This window comes from Rhizobium hidalgonense, assembly GCF_002914525.1.
GTDB lineage: Bacteria > Pseudomonadota > Alphaproteobacteria > Rhizobiales > Rhizobiaceae > Rhizobium > Rhizobium hidalgonense.
This window is the reverse complement of the sequence record NZ_LODW01000043.1, coordinates 110632-131839: the sequence shown is the minus strand read 5'-3', so window position 1 is coordinate 131839 and position 21208 is coordinate 110632. Positions and strand designations below refer to the sequence as shown.

At 61.9% G+C, this 21208-nt stretch carries 16 protein-coding genes and 3 pseudogenes; 6 read left to right on the top strand and 13 right to left on the bottom strand.

The genetic code is table 11. From position 1 onward, the window contains the following. Positions 1-322 precede the first annotated feature (322 nt). From ATY29_RS06115 to ATY29_RS06105, 3 genes and pseudogenes are all read right to left on the bottom strand, one after another. The gene (locus tag ATY29_RS06115; RefSeq protein ID WP_077991710.1) at positions 323-1123 is read right to left on the bottom strand and encodes a hypothetical protein; all 801 of its coding nucleotides are present in this window, start codon (positions 1121-1123) and stop codon (positions 323-325) included. Between the two features lie 291 nt (positions 1124-1414). Continuing rightward, positions 1415-2610 (bottom strand): annotated as a pseudogene (locus tag ATY29_RS06110) (IS256 family transposase). 1178 nt (positions 2611-3788) lie between these two features. Then, entirely contained in the window at positions 3789-4274 is a 486-nt protein-coding gene (locus ATY29_RS06105; protein ID WP_077991622.1) for a hypothetical protein, read from the bottom strand. 505 nt (positions 4275-4779) lie between these two features. On the opposite strand from ATY29_RS06105, the gene ATY29_RS06095 reads away from it, so the two are divergent. Continuing rightward, positions 4780-5049, top strand: a complete 270-nt coding sequence (locus ATY29_RS06095; RefSeq protein ID WP_077991624.1) for a WGR domain-containing protein — start codon at positions 4780-4782, stop codon at positions 5047-5049. Between the two features lie 86 nt (positions 5050-5135). Here ATY29_RS06095 and ATY29_RS36745 read toward each other — a convergent pair whose 3' ends face one another. After that, positions 5136-5300 (bottom strand): hypothetical protein, encoded by a 165-nt coding sequence (locus ATY29_RS36745; protein WP_165779399.1) that lies wholly within the window; start codon positions 5298-5300, stop codon positions 5136-5138. Between the two features lie 396 nt (positions 5301-5696). Here ATY29_RS36745 and ATY29_RS06085 point away from each other — a divergent pair, with 396 nt between their 5' ends. Continuing rightward, positions 5697-5975 carry an HU family DNA-binding protein gene (locus tag ATY29_RS06085; protein WP_077991628.1) on the top strand — a complete coding sequence of 93 codons (279 nt, stop codon included), beginning with the start codon at positions 5697-5699 and terminating at the stop codon, positions 5973-5975. Positions 5976-6021: 46 nt separating this feature from the next. Here ATY29_RS06085 and ATY29_RS06080 read toward each other — a convergent pair whose 3' ends face one another. The 3 genes from ATY29_RS06080 to ATY29_RS06065 form a co-directional block, all read right to left on the bottom strand. Next, positions 6022-6333, bottom strand: coding sequence for a DUF736 domain-containing protein (locus ATY29_RS06080; RefSeq protein WP_077991631.1), 312 nt, complete (start codon positions 6331-6333; stop codon positions 6022-6024). A gap of 496 nt (positions 6334-6829) precedes the next feature. Then, positions 6830-7225 (bottom strand): hypothetical protein, encoded by a 396-nt coding sequence (locus tag ATY29_RS06070; RefSeq protein WP_077991642.1) that lies wholly within the window; start codon positions 7223-7225, stop codon positions 6830-6832. Then, entirely contained in the window at positions 7218-7463 is a 246-nt protein-coding gene (locus tag ATY29_RS06065) for a type II toxin-antitoxin system prevent-host-death family antitoxin (RefSeq protein ID WP_077991644.1), read from the bottom strand. The genes ATY29_RS06070 and ATY29_RS06065 overlap by 8 nt, the downstream gene beginning before the upstream one ends. A 369-nt stretch (positions 7464-7832) precedes the next feature. Here ATY29_RS06065 and ATY29_RS06060 point away from each other — a divergent pair, with 369 nt between their 5' ends. After that, entirely contained in the window at positions 7833-8246 is a 414-nt protein-coding gene (locus tag ATY29_RS06060; protein WP_077991647.1) for a hypothetical protein, read from the top strand. A 174-nt stretch (positions 8247-8420) separates the two neighbouring features. Beyond that, the gene (locus ATY29_RS06055) at positions 8421-8987 is read left to right on the top strand and encodes a hypothetical protein (RefSeq protein ID WP_146053991.1); all 567 of its coding nucleotides are present in this window, start codon (positions 8421-8423) and stop codon (positions 8985-8987) included. Positions 8988-9078: 91 nt separating this feature from the next. On the opposite strand, the gene ATY29_RS06050 is transcribed toward ATY29_RS06055, so the two are convergent. From ATY29_RS06050 to ATY29_RS06035, 4 genes and pseudogenes are all read right to left on the bottom strand, one after another. Beyond that, positions 9079-10011, bottom strand: a complete 933-nt coding sequence (locus tag ATY29_RS06050; protein WP_077991712.1) for an ArdC family protein — start codon at positions 10009-10011, stop codon at positions 9079-9081. Between the two features lie 285 nt (positions 10012-10296). Next, the gene (locus ATY29_RS06045) at positions 10297-10881 is read right to left on the bottom strand and encodes a hypothetical protein (protein ID WP_077991651.1); all 585 of its coding nucleotides are present in this window, start codon (positions 10879-10881) and stop codon (positions 10297-10299) included. A gap of 497 nt (positions 10882-11378) precedes the next feature. After that, positions 11379-12031, bottom strand: a pseudogene (locus ATY29_RS38470) (DUF7007 domain-containing protein). A 326-nt stretch (positions 12032-12357) separates the two neighbouring features. After that, positions 12358-14055 (bottom strand): annotated as a pseudogene (locus tag ATY29_RS06035) (ParB N-terminal domain-containing protein); the annotation flags it as partial. Positions 14056-14390: 335 nt separating this feature from the next. Between ATY29_RS06035 and ATY29_RS06030 the strand changes: the two are divergent. Continuing rightward, positions 14391-15131, top strand: coding sequence for an NYN domain-containing protein (locus ATY29_RS06030; RefSeq protein WP_077991652.1), 741 nt, complete (start codon positions 14391-14393; stop codon positions 15129-15131). A gap of 9 nt (positions 15132-15140) precedes the next feature. After that, positions 15141-15341, top strand: a complete 201-nt coding sequence (locus ATY29_RS06025) for a BrnA antitoxin family protein (RefSeq protein ID WP_077991655.1) — start codon at positions 15141-15143, stop codon at positions 15339-15341. Position 15342: 1 nt separating this feature from the next. On the opposite strand, the gene ATY29_RS06020 is transcribed toward ATY29_RS06025, so the two are convergent. Further along, positions 15343-20430 (bottom strand): helicase-like domain-containing protein, encoded by a 5088-nt coding sequence (locus ATY29_RS06020; RefSeq protein ID WP_077991659.1) that lies wholly within the window; start codon positions 20428-20430, stop codon positions 15343-15345. 100 nt (positions 20431-20530) lie between these two features. Further along, positions 20531-21136, bottom strand: coding sequence for a DUF1419 domain-containing protein (locus ATY29_RS06015; protein WP_077991714.1), 606 nt, complete (start codon positions 21134-21136; stop codon positions 20531-20533). Positions 21137-21208 lie beyond the last annotated feature (72 nt).

The following is a 21208-nucleotide window of genomic DNA, read 5'->3' as shown; positions in this document are numbered from 1 at the left end:
TGATTGAGTGCCATAGATTCGGCACACGAAATTTGGCAACTGCCGCTGGACTCTCGGCGCGGGCGAGCACGACGATACCTGATACCGAACGTCCTCACGATCGGTCGCCAGGGCGAGCGCGACCTCTTGTACCGGGCCAAGGCGATGCCGCCCAAACTTCGTGCCATATTCCAGCTGGCACTCGACGATATTGCTTCGATAGTCTCGGCAGGCTGTGAGGCTCAGATATGCAAATGGTGGTGCCGGCGACGGCCGCGCTGGTGGCGGTAATTGCGCGCATCCCGAAAGAACGAGCGGAATGGCGAGAAGTCGCGATAGTGCTCTAGAGATCTGCATGATCCGCCTCCTGATATTCCTGCTGATACCCGGCATCGCCGAGCGCTTTGAGAAAGAGATCGCGGGCAAGCGCGCAATATGGTGACGACGCCTGCGCGAGATGAAGCTGTGTCAGCACCAAGCCAAGATCGGAGACGGTGGCCACCACACTGGCCAAATCGTCGTTGACGGCGTCGCGAAGTACCTCGCGACCGTCATGCCCCCTGACAAGAATGGCGTAGTCGTTGCACGCGATGCTATGCCACAATTCGAGTGTACCGCTATCGCCACCTGGGCTCTCCGTGTCGCAGACGAGCACAACCGCGTAGTCGGGATACGGGAAATCGGTTTCCTCGATCGATGTGCCGCCGCGAAACTCTGTCAGGACCGCGTTCGACGCGAAGATCAGCACCCGTTCATTCACGAGCAGCCGCCTCTGCCCCAAACGCACGAAACCATTCATCACTGAAGACCGGATCGTCGGCGGTGCGAGACCCTCGGTGCAATGCTCACAAATCGGCATCAAGCAATCGTTTCTGAAAGCGAATATGCTATGGAAGCGGTTGACGACGAAGCGCTCGATATTTTGAGTTCGACCGCTCAGCGTTTCGACAAATGCAAACCCGTCCAGTAAAGCCGGGGTCCTCGTCAGGATATCGTTTTCGGCGGAGTCGACGGGATCTCCAATCAAGCTCGACGGCCCCACAACGATGCCGGCAGATCGCGTTTGCGCGCCGCAGCTCGGACAGTCGACGCAAAGCGGGACCTTGTACCATTCCTTGGTCAGGAGAGATCGGCTGTGTGTCATCGAAAAACCTGCGTTCATCAAACGGAGGATTGGCAGCTGGACCAGCCGAGCAGAGGGCGAAAACCGGCGTCGCGTGATACTTATACTTCAGTATAATTATTTGCAACCGGTAGAGGTTTCACAAGTCCGAACCCTGACGCGTTGCCGAAATGCGCCGTGCAGTAAACCCGCCCTCAGAACTCATGAAAGGTGCGTTCGCTGGCGGGACCTGGGTACATTTCATCGCCCGATGCCAGTTGCCTAAAAAGGTCGTGTACGGCAAGTCCTGCAAATAGCGGCTTGGCCTGCTGGTCAGGCTGCTTGACGTAGATCGGCTTTCTTCATCTCCTTCAAGTCGTTCATGTTGAGATAGCGGTTGGCCTCGAGCCAGTTTTCGTGGGTCTCCACGGCGAGCGAGCGGATGAGGCGGAGGCAACTGTCCTCGTTGGGGAAGATGCGCAGCACGATGGTCCTGCGTTTGATCTCCTCATTGAAGCGCTCGAGCATGTTGGTAGATTTCATGTGTTTGTGGTGCTGGCGCGGTAGCCGGTAGAAAGTGAAAGTCTCCTCGATGGCCTCCTCCGCCCAGCTCGCGAGTTTGGGATATCGCGGTGACCATTTCCTCAGCCAAGCAGCGAGGTCGCTCTTGGCCTCTGACAATTCACGGCGATCATAGATCCAACGCAGTTCCTGGAGGCAATCGTCGTCTGCTTTGCGCGGCAGGTGATCGAGTGCGTTGCGAAGGAAGTGGACATAGCAGCGCTGGAACCATGCGTCGGGCAGAACCTCGCGAACGGCCGCGCGCAAGCCGGCATGGTCATCGGCAACGATGTATTCGACACCGTGCAGTCCGCGCTGTTTGAGGCCGAGCAGGAATTCCTTCCACGACGAGTGGCTCTCTCGGTTGGCAAGCTCGACTGCAAGGATCTGACGACGCCCTTCCCAATCGACCCCGAGCGCGACGAGCACGGCGCACGAGCGAACTACACCTGCCTGGCGGACCTTTTCGTACTTCGCATCGATGATGAGTTAGGCGAACGGCTCGTCCAGCCGACGTTGGGCAAAGGCCGTCAAGCTCTCGTCCAGTCGCTTGTTGATCGCCGATATGGTCGAGGCGGAGAAGCTGTGGCCGCATAGCTCTTCGGTGATCGCCTTCACCTTCCGGGTCGAAACGCCCTGAACGTACATCTCTGCCAGTGACGCTACCAGCGTCTGTTCGGAGCGTTGATAGCGCTCAAACAGCTCAGTTGAAAACCGCCCATCGCGGTCCTGCGGCACCCGCAGTTCGAGCTTGCCGACCCGCGTGATCAGAGTCCGATTGTAATGCCCGGACCGATAGCCGATCCGGGCCTCAGCCCGTTCACTCTTCGCGGCGCCGAGCGCCTCGGTCATCTCGCCTTCCAGCATCTCTTGCAGCAGATCCTGCACAATCCTGCGCAACGCGTCCCGGTCGCACGCATCAAATCTTTGACGGCGGCTATCGATGGTTTATTCTCACTCCTGGTCATGGTGGGGCTCCTACGGAGTTGGTGACGTTAGACATCACCAGCCTGCCATGGCCGCTCAGATCCTCAACGGATTTTTGCAGAACCTCCCGCACACTACCCCTAAAAAGCCCATCCGGCAGATCGGCGATTTCCCTATTCGCTCATTCGCACAGCCACCTATTCGCTGAGTCGCGCATTCACTCATCCGCCGATACGCGTAAACCCCCGTTCGCTCATACGCCGATTTACCCAATCGCCTAATTGATCATTCGGCGGATCGGCGTGTCACCTATTCGCCCATTTGCGCAAACACCTATTCGCCGGTTCACACATGTGCTGATTCACCGAGCGCCTTATTCTCTCAAAGACCGATGCGCTCAGACCCCTGTTCACCGACTTGCCGATCTACCCAACCACCCAATTGCTGAATCGGCGGATCGGCATTTCGCCTGTTCGCTCATTCGCGCATTCACCTATTCGCCGAAAATATGTTGTTCCCGATCGCATCCGGCCGTCGATGACCCAAGCGGTCACCCGCCCCAACTTGCCCGTGGGCCCGACGCCTCTTCGCGGTGGTGTCTCTTCTCTGGATCGACGGGAAATGGGCGACGCCTCCGTCGCCGGCTCGCCATAGCGACAATCGCCCCTCGGGCGAAACGGCTATTGGTATACCAATAGCCTATCCTGCCATCTCTCACCAAATCGGCCCGGACGCCGTGCCCGAGGCGCCATGCTGTTGCGAGTCGTCAGACAAAGCAACAGCGATCACAGGCGCAAGCCTGTGATCCGCGCCGGAGGAACAGCGCGGTGGCGGGGCCGATTTGGTGAGAGATGCTGAAGCGAGCTGTCGTCGTGAGCTGCCGTGATGTCCGTGACCGAAGGGAGCCGGCATCGATGGCATGCGAACGATGAGACGGCGAGCGCACCGCAGGAGGAGAGGATCACCGGGAGCGGATGCCCTAGCATGAGGGCGAAGCGCACGGTGATCCTCTCCTCCGTCTTGTTTGAGGAAGTCGCGGCAGCGTCCGCCTACCGGCCCGAAAGGCCGGGCGGGTCTCGACCCGCACCGCATGGAGAGGGGTGTTTGAGGGGAGAGGCGGCAAGTCTCTCCCCTCAAGATCGCGCGCAGGCTCGATGCCGGCAAGCGGTCAAGGGAACGGAAGATCGCGAGAGACGGCCAAGCCGTCTCTCGCCGAGCATCAATCGTAGACGACACGGGCGGCGCTGATGCCGATGCCAGTCTCGCGGGAGATATCGCGGATGATTGGACCGAGCCCGCCCAGCTCTGCCTCGGTCATGTCGATGGTGCAGGGATAGCAGATCTGGATGCCGTCGCAGTCCGCCGACAGCGCTGAATGCCAATCGCCATTGTTGATACGGTACTCATAGGTGAAGTAGTCAATTTCAAGTTCGTCGAGAAGTATGATCCGGAATCTGTCGAGGCACTCTTGTTCCCCTTGAAGCAGGAACGCGGCGAAGCCTTCGGGATCCGGTTTCCATGCGAGCTCGCGCTCCAGCGCCAGGATGGATCGTGTCCGTCGGATTGCGTGTTCAAGGCCGTCTGCCAAGCTGTCGTGCAGCATCCGCGAGAATTCGTCGGCGCAGCCGATCCGGTTCGCAAGGACCACGAGCTTGAATCCTGAAAGCGCCGCGAGTTGATGAGTGTAGTACCAGTCATCGGACATCGTATTGTCTCCTTTCTGTCTCTGACGAAAGGAGGCCGCACCGTAGCCGCGAGGGGTCAAGGATCGCGGAACGCGGCCGCCAAAGGCGGCAAGCGGAGGAACCGATTTTCTGGCAATGGCCCGAAGGGACGGTGGCTGAAAATTGGAGGGGCCGCGCAGTCCTTGACGCCGGAGTGGCGGGTGCACAATGGGACGTCAGAGAGAGATAGACCACGGCGCCCCAGGCGCCGTGTCCGTACCCGGCGTCCAGCCGGCCATGCTGCCGATGCTCGACCATTGCCTTGGAATAATCCGCCGCCCGAGCGGCGGCCGCGAGAGGGGCGTCACCCGAATGGGACGAAACCCGCAAGCGGTTCGGTGAGCGCAGCTCATAGCACCGTCCGCCACAGGCGGCTCGCCCAATCAGCCTCAACCCGACAATCCATCATCGGCGTGAATCGATGAACACCGACCGATTCAAATATCTCGTTGGACGCGGAGTCTGCCTTGTCTGATTCTGCCTGTTATGATCGCGCAGCCCTACCAGCTATATGTCGAACGCACGGACGCCAGGAAGAACATGGCGCGCTATTATGCGATGTCGATCGAGCCCGACCTGTTTGGCGAAGCATGTCTGATCCGCCGGTGGGGCCGCATCGGCGCCAGCGGCCAAAGACTGGTACGTCATTTTGAGAGTGAGGAGGAAGCGGTCGGGCTCTTCCTCAAACTCCTTCGGCAGAAGCGGAGGCGCGGCTACGGCCCCAGATCGCATCTCTCGCGAGAGACGATTGCCTGAGGATCGCAGGCGGCATTCGGCGTGCCGAACCTTCGAGCCTGAGGCGGCGGCCGGCGCGTCAGGCAAGGCGATGGCAAAAGCCGCCCTCAGAAGGGTGGCTCGGCGTCGATTTCGCCCTCTTGCTCTGCGGTGATCACAGCCAGCTCGGCGCTGGCCAGCTCCAGTTCGGTTTCGATCTCGCGGCGCTCCACCGGGTCGATTGCTTCGCGCAGTTCGAGGCGAAGCTCTTCAATCTGTTGCTCCAGAAGCATCGTCGTCATCTCCTTGACGTTTGTGAAAGATGACGCGCGCGGTCATGGGGGCGTGGCGGGGTCAGGGATCGCGGAACGCGACCGCCAGCGGCGGCGAGTGGGGGTGCCGATTTTGTCGAAGCGCAGGGAACCGAAGCGGAGGAAAAATTGGGGGAACCGCTCGTCCTTGAGGCCGTCATGCACACATGGCACCCTCGGAGGGACTGAGCAGATATTCCTCTCCGTATCGCACCCAAAATCGAAGGCGGGCTCGATGCCCGCACTTCGGTTTACTCACATGTGATCTGAATAACTGTGGAGATCCCGGGCTTTCCGCGCCATTTGCCGCAGCGTGTCGATGACAGCTCGGGTCAGTAATGGCAGGGATTCTGCATCTGAAACGATGCGGAGACGAAGATGACCACGACCAACGAAATCGCCGACAAGATCGCGATCGACCATAGCCTTACAAAGGCGCAGGGGAAAGCCATCGTCGAGGCGGTGATCGCCTCTATTACCGAAGCTGCGGTGGCCGGCAACGAAACCTCCCTACCAGGCTTCGGCAAGTTCAAGGTAAAGGAAACGCCGGAGCGCGAAGCACGCAATCCTGCGACCGGCGCGACAATCAAGGTTGCCGCGGCCAAGAAGCTAGCCTTTACGCCGGCCAAGGCACTGAAGGACGCGCTCAACAAGTGACATGACGAAAGCCCCGGTCCGAGCGAGCGGGGCTTTTATCAGTTCGTCAGCGGCGCGTGCTGCGCGACCAGATTAGCTGCAGGCCTTCCTGTCCCTGGACTTCGGTCAGCGTTGCATAGATCGGGGCGGGGAAGCTCGGGTCGTCGAGCTTGACCGAGATGTAGTCGCGCTCGCTCTCCCGGGCCTGTTTCTGCCAGCCGGCGCCGAATTCAACATTGCCCGCCAGAACCCTGAAATCCGGTGCGTCGTCGGAGGAGCGTTCGACGCGGACGATCTTGGCCTTGACGTTGAGGTTGAGGGTCTTGATGGTGCCGGAGAAGCCGTTTTCGGAAGCGGTGAAAGAGCCGATGGTTGCCATTGTGGTGATCCTTTTCAGTTGCTCGGGCCGCGCCCATCGCGGTCTCGATGGCTGTCGATGAGACCGGAAACGATCGGGCCGCACCCCTTGGGGCCGCAACGAAGTGAAGGACGGCCTTTGGCCGAGGCTTTCTTGTGTCGCGAGGAATGGCCGCAGATCCGGGGTCCCCACATGACCCGTCATGTGGGGTGGGCGTGGCCAGGGGAAGAAAACGAGCAGGCCGTTGCGGGAAGACGATCGAGCCGAGCTTGCGAGACGGTTTTTGGTCAGACAAGCCGCATCGAGACCGCGGTGGGCGAGCCGTTGCTTGGGGAAGGGTCAGACAATGGCTCCGTCAGGGCGGGCGCGGATCTGGACGGTGTTTTCCGGAATATCCCTGCAATCGAAGCGCTCCAAGGCCCGTCCGGCTCGGATTCGGTCCAATTTGCCACTCTGGAATTCAGGGCGTCGCGGATGAGATCGGTGCGGTTGGCATAGGACCCGACGGCGCCACTGGCTAGGAACGGTTCACTGCCGCCAGCCTGCGGCTCGCCGCCGCTTGCTTGACGATGCCGGCGATCTTTTTCAGGAAGGCCGGGCTGAAGCTGCCAAGTGGCCTACCCGTTTCGAAGTCGAAAGCCTTGTCGAGCTCGACACGGTTATATTCGTCGAGAATGATCCAGCACGGAAAATCGAGGCCGGCGCGGCGGCATTCCATCTGGCTGATCGACAGAAACAGGCGATCCTCGGAGGGGACCTGTGAAGTAATGGCAAACAGGAAAACGGCGCCCGGGACGGCTGGTGTCCGCACAACGACGCAGACCGGGCGAGCCTTGCGGCCACTCTCCTCGCCGGCATCCGCCTGTCGCTTCCAGAGGTAATGGAAGCGGACGACGTCGCCCGCATTAAACATGATCGTCCTCAAGCAACGCGTCGAGGCCGGTCATCAGCTCCGCATGGACGGCATCCGGTGCATCGTCGAGTCCGTAGGCCACCGTGTGCGAGCCGCCGACGAGCTTTCGATACTGTTCCGCCGTCAGGATGACGAGCTTTTCCTTGCCGCGCTTGGTGAGCGCGACCGGCTCGATCAAGGCTGCCTCCAGGATCTCACCCGAGGCCCGGTTCATATCGGAAAACGAAAACTGCTTCATAGGCACCTCCAGCCAATTACGTAAAATACGTAATCTATGCGGTTCGCGCAAGCCTGTAGTTTGCTGCAACCGGTTCGCTTTCACCGTGAGCCTGAAGAGCCGATCGAGGTATGTTCTCACCAGGCAGCGCAGCCGACAAGGGTAAGAGAGTGATTGTGGCCGTTGCGGGAAATCGATCGAGGCGCAGCCGCTCTTTGGTCAGACGTGCCTCATCGAGGCGGCTATAGATCGGTCCCTTGTCGCGCAATCAAAGGAATTCGTACATGGCTGCGCCGCAAACGCCGAATGCACGTGAAAACGCAGTTCTCCGCATTGACTTTAAATGACGACGAAACAAATGCTTGGCCCGCCTAACAGAGGAGAACACTGATGGCTGACGAAACCACGATTGAGACCACTGCCACGACCGAAGCGCCGGCCGTAGCTGCCGCTGAAAAGAAGACCCGCAAGCCACGGACGCCGAAAGCCGCCGCCGAAGCCAGCTCCGTCGATGCCATCGCTGCACCTGCCGAAAAGCCGGGCAAGAAGACGCGTGCGAAGCGTGGCTCCAAGGCGGCTCCGGTCAAGGCTGAAAAGGCAGTTGCCGCGCCGAAGGCGGCCGCCACTCGCGCGCCTCGAGCCAAAGCCGCTGCTTCCGCTCCGGTCTCTACCGCGGCTGACGTCATCGACGATATCGCCGACCTTATCAAGCTTGAGGAGGAGAATAAGCAGCTTCGCAAGGAGCTCTCCGAAAAGCTGCGCGCCGAAAATGAAGATCTGCGCAAGCGCCTTGGCAAGGCCTGAATTCCGTTTTGAGCGGCGCCACGTATTTCCATACGACGGCGCCGTCGATCTTTCGTCAGACTGGGCGAAGATCAATGCGGCCTTGGTAACAATGAATGACCGCGGCGATGTCCCGCCACCATGCTTTGAAGGTTGAATGCAATGAGAAAGCCATGGAGATTTGTAGCTGACCTGGTGTCGCGTAAGCCGAAAACACATGGTCATGACGAGAGCTCAGCAGTCGCACCGAAGAGCATCGCCCTCGAATACAAGCCTGTGCCCGAGGAGGAACAACCTGGCCTCGATGCGACGGCATTCGACCGCGCCGCTGATCGCGGCTCCGAGACGCAAGTCGAGGCAAGCCGACCCCAGTCCGATACCGATCCGACTGAAGCCCGAACAGCGGCATCAGTTGAAGACGCTCCTGCGGTCGCAGTCGGTGACGACGAGCCCGCAAACCTCGCTACCACGGGGCAGGCCGAGGGAACATCGCCTGCTTACCCGGGGACGGAGGCTGCCAAGGCAACGACCAAGGCAGCGTCCACGCGGCGGAAGAGGGTCGCGTCGATCACGGAGCCGTTGGGCTGGATCGGTACAGCTTTAGATGAAGCTCCTGCCATCGCCGCCGGCCCGAGATCCCTCACGGATGAAATGGCCGACCTTGACGCTGAGGTCGATGCGTTGCGGCGTCAGCTGGCAAGGAAGCTCGTCGAGCAGAACGCGCAATTGCGCAAGATGCTCGCGAGGTTCGACGTGCGTTAGTCGTGGCCCCCGTTCCCGATAGGTGAATGCTCCGCCCAAGGCGGCGTCCCTGATCTTCATCAATCCCGGTTTGGGCGGGACAAGATAAGCGTTAGGCCGCGACTTTCACATCCGCTCCCGGTTGCAACGAATGCAAGAAGCTCACGGCGCGTTGCGCATGGGCTGCCGCCTGGAAGATCGCCCGCTTGTCATTGGCAAGGACCGATAACCAGGACTTCAAATAGGACGCGTGATCCGGCCGCGGCTCGAGCTCCGGCGCGATACCGAGGTCGGCACAAAGGAAGCAACTGCCAAGTTCGGCGATCAGTTCTTCGCGGGCACGCTCCGTGCGATCTTTTGCATACCTTGAGAGATCGCGGTTGAGCCGGTGCGAGGCACCCGCCCAGTGGATTTCCTCATGCGCCAAGGTCGCATAATAGCTCTCCACATCACGAAACGCCTCAATGGGCGGCATCTGGATCAGATCCTGTCCGGGGGCATAAAAGGCTGCGTTGCCGCCATGACGGATTACTGCGCCCGTTGCCAGAAAGAAGGCGTCGGCATGCTCCAGCCGTTCCACGGGTGTGAAGGCCGGCGTGTTCGGCGATGCACCGTAACGCGCAGGCAGCCCTTCGATCTGTTCGATATTGAAGACGGTATAGGCCTTCAGGAACGGGATCTCCTGCTCGACGTCGTCACCGTTGGCGTCGGTTCCGGTTTTCTTGATGCGGTTGGCATAGACGACCATCGAGCCGGTCTCGCCTTTGCGCACATTGCCGCCAAGCTCCAGCGCCTGGCGAAATGTCATCCATGTGCTGGCGGCAAAGCCACGGCTGGTGGCCTCCGACCAGAGGAGCAGGACATTGATGCCCGAATAGGGTTCGCCGTTGAAGCGATGCGGCCGCGACACGTTTCCTGCCAGGCGTATGGCACTCCACGGCTGGACCCAGGGGCGCACGCCCTGCTCCATCTGAGCGACCATGATGTCGGTGATCCGCGTGTAAACGTCCGGGCGTGCTGCGCCGGTCTGGCCAGACGGTTTCATTGGCTTTTTCATCGTCTTTTCCTTCCTCTTCGACACCGCGCCGATCGCGGTTCGTCACGGCGGTCGAAAAAGACGAGGCCGGCTGCTGCGCACCCGCTTGGACCTGGACCACGGGTGCCATGCTGGGAGGCGGGCCGGAACGCCAGTGGAGGACGGCGTGCCGTTGCGCTTCTGCTGTCCGGGCGAGGCTAGACCGCGCTCCGGGACGGGCTGCGGTCAGCGCCTGAGCTCAAACAGCAAAAAGGGCCGGCGTGGCCGGCCCTGGACATGCTGGGAAGGGAGGCGTCAGTCGAAGGCTGACATTTGAAGCGAGGCGGCCTTCTGATCCAGCGAGGCGGTCGGCGTTGCGATCGAGCCGCGTTCATAGGGCTTCCACGTCTCGCCGGTGATGTCCTCGTAGGCGGACACCGCGCCTTCAGCGGCCATGCGCAGGACGTGGGCCTGCAGGCCCATATCGGCGGCGAATTCGCGCTTTCGCTGGGCTCGGCTGTCGAAGCCAACGGGACCGTCCAGATCTTCGTCGCGGAACTCGTTGGCGAGTTTCGTGGTGAGATCGCGCGCTTCGGTCACGGACCGGCTGTAGAATTGCCCGGCGCCGTAGGCCGAACCGACGAACGAGCCGACGATGCGCTGCATGTGGATCTGCATCGCCTTGCCGCCGAGCCCATCCTTCAGCGCGTCGGCGCTGTCGATCAGTTGTTGACGATGAAGGTCTCGAATTCCGTCGCTGTCGACAACGGGAAGACCGAAGCTTTCCGAGATCCGGATCGCCTGGACGCTGTCGGGGCATGCGTGGCGGACCATCTCAAGGGTGGTGGCGCGTTGGGCGGAAGGGCGGGCTTTCGGAGCGGAACGGTTAAGCGATGCCATGGTCTTGTCCTCGTCTGGTTGAGCAAAGCCCGAGAGCGTTTCTTGCGTGCTGTCCCTCGGGTGCGGTCGACAGGAACCGGGCAAGCGGCCCGGCCCAAGGCCAGGACGATGAGAGCAAGCGGGGCGGGGTTGCGGAGGCCGCGGACCAGCAGGGCGGTCGGCGGAAAACGCGGGCCCGCCTTGCGCAGCGCGCATCGAGACTGCCGCAACGCGGCGAGGCACGCGGCCTTTGACCGGGGCGAGTCCGGTTCAGACCGCAGCAAACCCGAGAGACAACTCGCAAGACTGGTGACAGTGCTCCTCAGATCAGGAACGGACCGGCATCTGCTGAATGGTTGTTCGCGGGCGCGGACCGCCTGCCTCCCATTCGCCGACCGGCGATGGTCGATGATGCGGCGGTATCAAGTCCGATTTTTCGGATGCGGTTGCCGATGACGTCGACGCCAGCTGACGCGGATCCGGTTCAGTCGGAGCGTCAGTCGAATGCCCGGCACGAACTACTGCGGCGATGAACCGACAAAGCTCGATGGGCCGTCATATGGCTGGTCCTGCTCTTCGTCGATGACGTAGCCGAACTCACCGATATCATAGCGGTCCTCCGCGACCAGGAAACGCCGCTCGACGAGCTCGCCCGACTTGCCGCCGATGGACTTGCCGCCTCGCCGCCCGCCGAGCGTTGCGATGCACTCGACAAAGCCGGGGTTCTGGGTTGAAAGGATCGCCGAAATGACGATCCAGCGTTCGGCGTTTTCCGCATCAAAGGATCGACGGTCCTTCGCCCTGGACTGGCCTCGCGGAAGCGTCGCGCCGTGGATTGTTTCCCAAGCGTCAGGGTAAACCTGTTTCAGGATCTCATCCGCATCGCCGCGTTCCAGTCCGTGAAGAGTTCGGGGAACGCGGCTGCGACCGCGGCCCACGCGCAGTCTTCTTCATAGAAGCCGTTGTCAGATCGCAGCAGAAGATGGATCCCGGTGTTCCGATCCGCGGTGAGCTCAAAGCCTCCATGGCTGGCCGTGTGGTGGAAAACAATACCCTGGCCATAAACGACCGCGTGCTGAGACTGCCCCAGGGCGTAGAGCGCAACGCCAAGGTCGAGGACCGGCCCAGAACTGCCAGTTGCCGTTGGTGGGCAGCCCACCCTTCGACGCATTCGCGAAACCCTGCCTCGTCAACTGGACGGTGGCCCCCGCCATAAAAATCTGCGGCCGTCCAGTCCCCGATGGTGCCGGGCAAACCCCACGCCTTGACGATGTGATGGCCGTTGTCCGTCGGCATCATCGCGAAGGCCTGGTTGCCGACCCGCGCGGCCAGCACTCCGTCGCGCGTGCGACCATATTCGATGGAGATTCTGTTGGACATCGTATGCTCCTGTCCGATGAGCGGAAATGGAAACGCCGCCGGGGAGCCGGCGGCGCGTGTGGAATCTGGATGCGAAGCGCTATTCGGCCGCTTCGCGGAAGCCGGCGGGTTCGTCCTCTTCGCCGTCTTCCGCTGGTCGTCGACCGTTTCGACATCGGCCACGGCTGCCTCGGGCACTTCGCCTTCGACGTCACCGGTGGTCTCGGCCCCCGACCTGTCGTCGCCCGAACCTGTCGGAGCAAAACGGGCAGCCCAGGCGGAGACCTCGTCGGCAGTAGGGGCGATCGTAGACGCTGGATGGATGAAGCTGCCATCGGCAAAATGCTCGACCAGGGCCGCGCGGGTGTCCTTGACCTTGATCCGGACCGGCACATCCGACGCCTCGGCTGCCGCCTCCAGTGCCCCGCGCGACAGGCAGGACAGGAATTCCTGGGTCGCCATATTGGGCAGAAAGGCATCGGCGCCGATAGCGTCACCGGCAATGCGTGCCGCCAAACCGCTATCGGATCGGTTGCGGCGGCATGACATCACATCGACCAGCAGCGACCTCGCCACCTGCTGCAGCGTGTCCCGGTCAAAGTGGAGCTTTCCATCCTCGCCGATAAACCGCGCCGCATGCTTGCGGCCGTTCGCATGGCCATAGGGGTTATCGGAAGAGCCGCTGGCGATCGTGACATTGGTGCCGGCAAAGCCGAGGATTAGCAATGCCATCAGCGTGTCGTCCTCAATCGGAGCGCGGGCGAGCGCCTCATGCAGCGCGTCGGTACGCAGGTCGCCGATCATATCGAGACCCTTCTGGCTGACGTCGGGCCGGGCCTTCGGCGTCTCGATCGGGTCCTGCGCCGTATCGGCATCGCTCTCGCCCACGGCCGCCTTCTTCTTCGTCTCAGGCAAGCGATAGGCGACGGACTGAACGGAGCCGTCACGCGGGTTGATGTACCAGCCGGTGCTGTCGCCCTTGCCCGGCTTGCCGTAAACCTGGCTCGCCTTTGCGGGAAGCTTGGGCTGACCCCAGTCGTTGACCTCAATTATCGCGCCGCGTTTCGGCAGGTTGTTGGAAAGCCATTCCTGCTGGGCGCCGAGAAAGGCCTCGACATCGGTGGTGTATCGCCCGTCCTGGTCTGCCGGCGCGAAGAGATCCTCCTGCCAGACGATCCCATAGGCGGTGGTAAGCTCGTCGCCGAAGCTCGCATCCTTGGCAAGCATCCGGGTTTTCGTCAGCGCCCGGGCGATGTCCCACCAGGGGGTCTGCGGATCCTGCTTCTTCGGCTTGTACTTCTTCCAGACCTCCGCCTGCTCTTCCTGGCTGGCGGCCGCGATGGTGCGCAATTGCTGCTCGTTCGGCATGTCGCCACGCGCCATCTGATCGAGCATCGCCGGCAGGATATTGGCGAGCAGGCGCAGCTTGCGGATCTGGCGGACGGCAAGCGCCAGAGCCAGCGCGATCGATTCCTCGGTCCATCCGAGTGCGACCAAACGCTCGATGGCGCGCCACTGGTCGACCGGGTTCAGCGGTTCGCGGACAATGTTTTCGACGACCGAGCGGATGGCGCCGTCGGCGTGACCGCCGTCATCGACGAGCACGAGGATTTCTGGCAGATCCGCTTCGATCGCCTGGGCCACACGGCGGTGCCCGGCGTCGATCACGAACCCGTTGCTACCATCCGGCGCCGCAGAGACGACAGGCGGCTGCACGATGCCGACGGCCTTGATCGAGGCGAGCAGCACGGCATCTGCCTGCGCGGAGGATTTCGAGCGACGAGCCTTGTTCGGGTTTTCCTTGAGGGCGCGGGGATCGATGGATATGAGATGCATAGGAATATCCTTTTAGGGTTTCCTGGTACGGCCTGTTGCCGTCCCTTCTCGTCTTCATCCCGAAGACCCCTCCCCGGCCGCAGGCGGATGACGCATCCGCAATTGCGAACGAGCGGCGCCGGCTTGCGCACCAGCGGGTCGTTCGACCTGCGTGAGGGCGCGGGCCGGCGTTGCGACGGTCGCGATTGAGGGAACCGGCGGGTGGGACAGTCGTCTGCGACCCGTTCTCCCCCATCTCCGTTCCATTCCCTAAGCGTCCTGGCGCCGTAGGGACGGCTTGCGAAACCGCAGCGCTTGCCTGAAGGTGCTGGCGGACCACACAGGGAGGAACAGCCATGCCAGAGAGCCGGTCGCCGCGGCTAGCGGTGCTGATCGACGCGGACAACGCCTCCGCAAAGATTGCCGACGGGCTTTTCGAGGAGATCGCCAAGATCGGCGAGGCAAGCGTGCGGCGCATCTACGGCGACTTCGCCAATGCCCGCATGAAGGCCTGGACGGAGGTGCTTTCTCGTCACGCCATCATCCCGCAGCAGCAGTTCGCCTACACGACGGGCAAGAACGCGTCGGATATCACGCTGGTGATTGACGCGATGGACCTACTGCACAGCGGCCGTTTCGACGGGTTTTGTCTTGTATCTTCAGACAGCGATTTCACGCGGCTGGCGTCGCGGATCCGCGAACAGGGTGTCGATGTCTTCGGCTTTGGCGAGCAGAAGACGCCGGAGAGTTTTCGCCAGGCCTGCCGTCGTTTCATCTATACCGAAAACCTGATCGCACCTGCCGCCACGAACGGTGCGGAAGCGGCCGCTGCGCCCGTGCCGCTGCAGGAACCGGTGGCGGCGGCTGCGATCATAAAACGGGTGATCGCCCAGATGGAAAGTGAGGACGGATGGGTGCCACTCGGCCTCGTCGGCAATCAGTTGGCTAACCTCGCCTCCGACTTCGACCCCCGCACCTACGGTTTCCGGAAACTAAGCGATCTCGTCAGAAAGACCGGTTCGTTCGAGCTCGAGCAGGCCGAGGGCAAGCCAATGCGCGTCCGCGCCAAGCCACAGGCGGGGCGCAAAAAGCGCTGACCACGGAGAGTGGCCGCGACGCCCCGGCATCGTTGGCCGGCAAAGAAGGCCGCCCCGCCGGCGCCGGAGAGGTCAGTGGTCCCCACTGGCCGGGAAACAGTTTCGATCCGGATCGACTCGGACGTTCTCGCCTTCTTCCAGGAGGACGGCCCGGGCTGGCAGGACCGCATCAATGCGGCCCTGCGCAGCGTCATGGATGCCGGTCGCTAGGTTACGCCACTTGCCTCGGAACTTCCTCCCTGCCCTCGTCGGTGGCGGCGAGTTCTTTTTCGATTTCGGCAAGCAGATCACATTTGAGGGCAAGCTCGGCTTCGAATGAGAAGCTTTCACCCAGACGCGGCGCGTAAGAGCCGAGACGGCGTCTCGCTTCGGCCAGCCGATGATGGTGGCTCTCGCGCTCGTGTTCGAACCCATCCAGCGCGTGTTCGATCCTGGAGATCGCGCCAATCGGTGTCGTGGTGACGGCCAGGTCGATCACGTAACCGCCACCTGTGCGGTGAAGCAGGGTCTCATAACGGTAGCCATCCTTGCCGAACCGTTCACCATGGTATGCGAGATCGAAACCGCCGATCGTGCCATTGATGGCTTCACCCTCCTGCTGAAGCTGAACCAGCGTCAGGATCTCCTTCATCAGCGCGCGGCCGGCGAGCTTGCGCTCAACGAATGTGTCATTTCCGACGTGCATTGTGAACGCGTCACCCGTGGTCGGGATCAGGCGCTCGATGTCCTTGCTCACATCTTCGATCCGGTGGCTGGAAAACTCGATATCCCGTTCTGCGTCGCGTATCTGCCGACGGACGGCGTGCTGGTCATCGATATGGGCGGCCCGCAGCCGGTCGAGACGTGCGATCTCGGCCTCCAGCCCGGCCTTCTGCATCAGCCGCTCGTCGCCAGAGGCGATCGCCTTGGCCATGGCGAACTGGTTTGCCTGCCCCTCGCCCATATCCTCAAGCCGCCGCACACTGGTGTCGCCGGAGAGAGCCGCCGCGATGAAGCGCGCCTTGCGTTCGTTGTTCTGCCACATGGTGGCATCGAGACTGCCAAGCGTCGCATAAGCGAAGACATCGACTTCGTCATGCTGATTGCCCTGGCGGATGATGCGGCCCTCACGCTGCTCGATCTGCGACGGGAGCCACGGGACATCGAGGTGATGCAGGGCCTTAAGCCGCGCCTGAACATTGACGCCGGTGCCCATGGTTTCCGACGAGCCGATCAGCACGCGCACCTTGCCGGCATTGAAGTCGTTGAACAGCCGCTGCTTGGCCTCGGACTTCTTGTAATCCTGCATGAAGGCGATTTCGGAAGCCGGCACACCAAGGCGGACGAGCTCACCGCGGATCCAGCGATAGGCCGAGAAGCCGCGCGTGGCCTCGACCGAGATGGTGCCGAGATCGGAAAAGATCAGCTGCCCCGCGCCCGGCCGGTCGAACGGCTTGCCGTCCTTACGGCGATATTCCGCCTGTCCGGTTTCCTGCCAGATCCGATGGGTATTAGCGACAAGCGCATTCAGTTTGTTGGCTGACTCATTGCCCATGGCTTGATCGACCAGGCGCAAATCGATCGCAGCATGGCGGCCGTCGGTGATAACCGACAGCAGAATATCGTCGCCGGGCTTGGCCGGACCGTCGCGCATCTCGATCGCCTTGATCCGCGCGTCGAGCTGTTTCTGGTAGGACTTGAAAGCCGGCGTCGGCTCGGCGGTGACGATCTGGCGCTTGCCACCCGCTATCTCGGGCACCTTGACATAGGTCCTCAAATCCACCGGCAGCACGACGTCGGCGAACGAGCGGAACATGGCGATGAGTTCCGGCACGTTGACGAACTGGCTGAAGCGGGTGACCGGCTTGTATTTGCCGGATGGCTGCAGCTCGAGTTCCGTCGAGGTATCGCCGAAGGTCGAGGCCCAGGCGTCGAATTCGTGCAGTCCGCGCTCGGCAAGGGCCGCCGGATCCATCAGTCGCTGCACCGAGAACATCTCGCCAAGCGTGTTGGTGATCGGCGTGCCCGATGCCAGCACCAGCGCCCTGCCCGGGTTTTTCGTCTCGATGAAGCGGGATTTGACGAACAGATCCCAGGCGCGCTGCGAGCCGTTCGGATCGACGCCGCGCAACGTCGACATGTTTGTGGCAAAGGACAGTTTGCGGAATTCCTGCGCCTCGTCGACGATGATCTGGTCGATGCCGAGCTCGGAGATCGTCAAGAGGTCGTCCTTGCGGGTGGAGAGCGCCTCCAGCCGTTCCTTGTGGCCCTCCTTCATACGCTCGATCCGCTTGCGCGATATCCGATCGTCGCGCTCGACCTTGGTCAGCAGCTCCTCGTAAAGCCCAAGCTCATCCTGGATCATCTGCGCCTCGAAGGAGGACGGCACCGCGATGAAGCGGAACGCCGAGTGGGTGATGATGATGGCATCCCAGTTTGCGGTCGCCGCCCGTGAAAGGAAGCGGTGGCGCTTGTCCTTGACGAAATTGGTCTCGTCGGCGACCAGGATGCGGGCATTCGGATAGAGCGCCAGGAATTCGCGGGCGGCCTGCGCAAGGCAATGGCCAGGCACGGCGAGCATCGCCTTGTTGATCAGGCCGAGCCTGCGCTGTTCCATGATGGCGGCGGCCATGGTCAGCGTCTTTCCGGCCCCGACGGCATGGGCGAGATAGGTAGCTCCCGCCGAAATGATCCTCCAGATGCCGCGCTTCTGATGACCATACAAAGAAAAGGCGCCAGAGGCGCCCGGAAGCTGGAGATGATCGCCGTTGAAGGCACGCGGCGCGTTATTGTTAAATGTGTCGTTATAGACCCGCGCCAGGCGGTCGGTGCGATCCGGATCCGACCAGAGCCACGACTGGAAGGCCGTCTTGATCTTGGCGAGCTTTTCCTTGGCGGCTTCCGTCTCCACCGTATTGAGCACGCGCCGCTCGGTATCGCCGTCGCGGAACGTATCGAAGATCTGAGGCACCGAGGAGTTCAGGGCGTCGGAGAGAAGCTGACCGGCATGGCGGCGACGGGTGCCCCATTCCGTTGTGCCTGATGCCGACCACTCCAGCTGCCGGGAATTGACGGTCCAGGTCGCCAGTTCCGGCAGATGGTGGATGGAGATATCGGCGTCCATGGTCTGTTTCACGAAGGCGACGACATCACCGGCCGGTATCCATGGCGCGCCGAGGCGCGCGGTTATGTCGGAAGGCCTGAGATCGGCAGGCTGCACGCGCTCAAGTGCTGCGACATTGCGCGCGAATGCGGGATCGAGGTCTGCGGCCGCCCGTGCGGCCACGAGCTTCGAACGGACAGCGCCGGACAGATAGGCGTCAGCCGTGTGCCAGGAACCATCGGCTGGATCGCGAAATATCGCTTCGCCCAACTCCTCGATCACATCCTCCACGTCACGATGTAGCAACTCGGCGATATGATCCGGATCGACGTGCCCCCGTTCGTTCAAAACCACCGCGAGGGCGTCCGATGCGGAGGTGATGACGGGTGCCGGCGGCGGCGCGATCACCCGCTCGCTGAAGATCGGCCCGGGCTTGGCGGTGTTGGTCTCCAGATCGTAGTCCTCGATCGAGGCCACCAGCCAGCAATCGGGATCGTCGAGAAACGGGGCAAGGTTCGGCCGGCGATGGACTTCCCTGACCTCGCCGGTTTCCGGATCCTCCGATGTCGAGACGGAGGTGAAGTTGATCGGGCCGAACTCGCGCACGAAGTTCGACCAGGCGATGCGCAATGAGACCTGTGCCTTTTGCCAGGGCTGGTCGCGCTCCTGAAGCTTGAGAATGAGCCGCACAGCATCGCGAATCGGGATGAGCTTGCGGATAATCAGGGCGTGCTTGGCAAAGATGCCGTCGGTGCTCTTGCCCGTTCGGACAATAACCGGAACTGCGGCCCCGTCCACCACCTGCATCAAGGCCGTCGCCTTGCCAATGAAATAACTCCCTTCGCGCACCTTTGGATCGTCGGGCCGCTCTGCCATGGCGTCCGCCACCTCATCCTCGAGCTCGAAATCGATGGTCGAGGGCTCTCCGTCATAGATGTCGGCAGGAAGCCGTTGGATGGTCGCGTTCAAGATCGTTTCAAGATCGTCGTCTGTCGGCTGGCAGGTGTAGTTCTCGCCGAAAGGACCTGACGTGAGCGCGTGGCGTCCGAGAACCATGTCGGGATGTTCGGCGAACCACCGGTTGATGCGGATGCTACCGCCCTCATCTGCGGCCTGGACATCCGCAAGATCGAGCCAACTGTCCTCTCCAGCCCGCTCGTTGCCGCGCCGCTTGCGGAAGAACAGGATATCGACGACGACATCTGTGCCGGCATCGGCGCGAAAGCTGCCCTCGGGCAACCGAGTTGCTCCCACAAGGTCGGCCATGCCGGCAATGTGCTCGCGGGCGCGGGCATCGGCCTTGTCCATCGTGCCGGACGAAGTGACGAAGGCGGCAAGACCGCCCGGCTTTAGCCGGTCGATGGCCTTGGCGATGAAGTAGTCATGCAGTCGGAGACCGAGGGAGCGAAAGGCCGGATCGCTCTTCACTGTCCGATCCGAGAACGGCGGATTGCCGATCGCCAGATCGAAATGATCAGGCAGATCGGTTCGCGCGAAATCGCCTCCCATGATCCTGGCCCGTGGCTGCAGCAGCCCGACGATACGGGCGGTGACCGGGTCGAGCTCGACGCCCGTGACGTGGCTGACCTTCGAAAGCGCCTCCGGCATCAAAGCTGGAAACATCCCCGTGCCGATCCCAGGCTCCAGGATGCGTCCACCGCTGAAGCCAATGCGCTCCAAGCCTGACCAGATGGCACGAACGATAAACTCGGGCGTGAAGTGGGCATATTGGGTGCAGCGTGCCAGCGAGGCGCAGTCACCTGGTGCTAGGGCGCTTTCGAGATTGCCGCCGAGTTCTTCCCAGCCTTTGCGAAAGGCATCTTCGCCCGGTCGGCGGAAAATGCCGTTGGCCAGATCCGACGCGCCGAAGCTGGTAAACCGGATCAGCCTTGCCTGCTGGTCTTCTCGGGCCGGCAGACCATGACGGTCGATCTCGTTGGCCAGCAGGATGGCGGCGATGTTGTCGCGGGCACGCTCGCGCCATGTGTTGGCGAGACCGCGAGAACCCTGTAGCCGGAAATCGACCTTCGTCCGCGCCTGCAGTTTTATCCCGGGTTCTTTGCGAACCGCAGCGGCTGGCGCCGGTGTCGAGGGGTGCGGGTCAATATCTATATCGGTTCCGAATTCTGCTGCGAAACCCGGCACACCGAGATCAAAACCGGATGCGAGAGCTGTATTGCCGAACAAGTCGATGGTGAAGGGATCGTCATGCGCCATGGGAAAAACTCCTGTGAGTAGGCGCGCCGAGGCACACTCGCCGTTGGGTGCGGGTGTTGCCAGGACGCGGATAATGGAGGTTTGGAAGTGAAGGATGCCGTCAGGCAGCGACGGTCTCGGACATGTGCCGGAATTGCACGGGCAGTTTGGCGGCGATCTCCTCGGCGGTCAGGTCGTCGAGCAGTTTCCAGATCTTGCCCTGATCAGTACGATAGACGAGTACGATCTGGCGGTTGCGCAGATCGGCCGGAAAGCGAGCGTCGGCGTAACCTCGGAAATTGGGACCGGTCGTGCTCCAGATATAGTCACGTTTTTCTTGGTCACTCATCGCCCGCACAGGCCGGGACTCACGCGCGATGATCTCAGCGCGCATCCGCTCGAGCGACGGGCGATCGGACAGGTCGCAATAGCCGTGAAACCAGCGGGTGCGGTCATCGATCCTCAGCGCAAAAAAGACGCTGGTGACGCTGGCAGCCAGGAATTCGCGCATGGCGAACATGTCGCCGCGATAAAACAGTGGCGGCAGTATCTCGAACATGCGGTCGTGGTCGGCTTCGGAAATCTCAAACCATTCGCCGACGTAGCGCGTGCCATTCATCCTGTTATCATCGAACGGCGCCTGGGCATGCCGGTTGAACAGCGCATACATCTCGTGGCGGCTAGCCACGCCTTCAAACACCTTGCGGATTGCGGGGGAAACGAACATCTGCGGCTCCTTCGGGGTTGTGGCTGAAGGGATGCCCATCGACCTCCGCTTCTGTCCTTTGATCACCCCTCC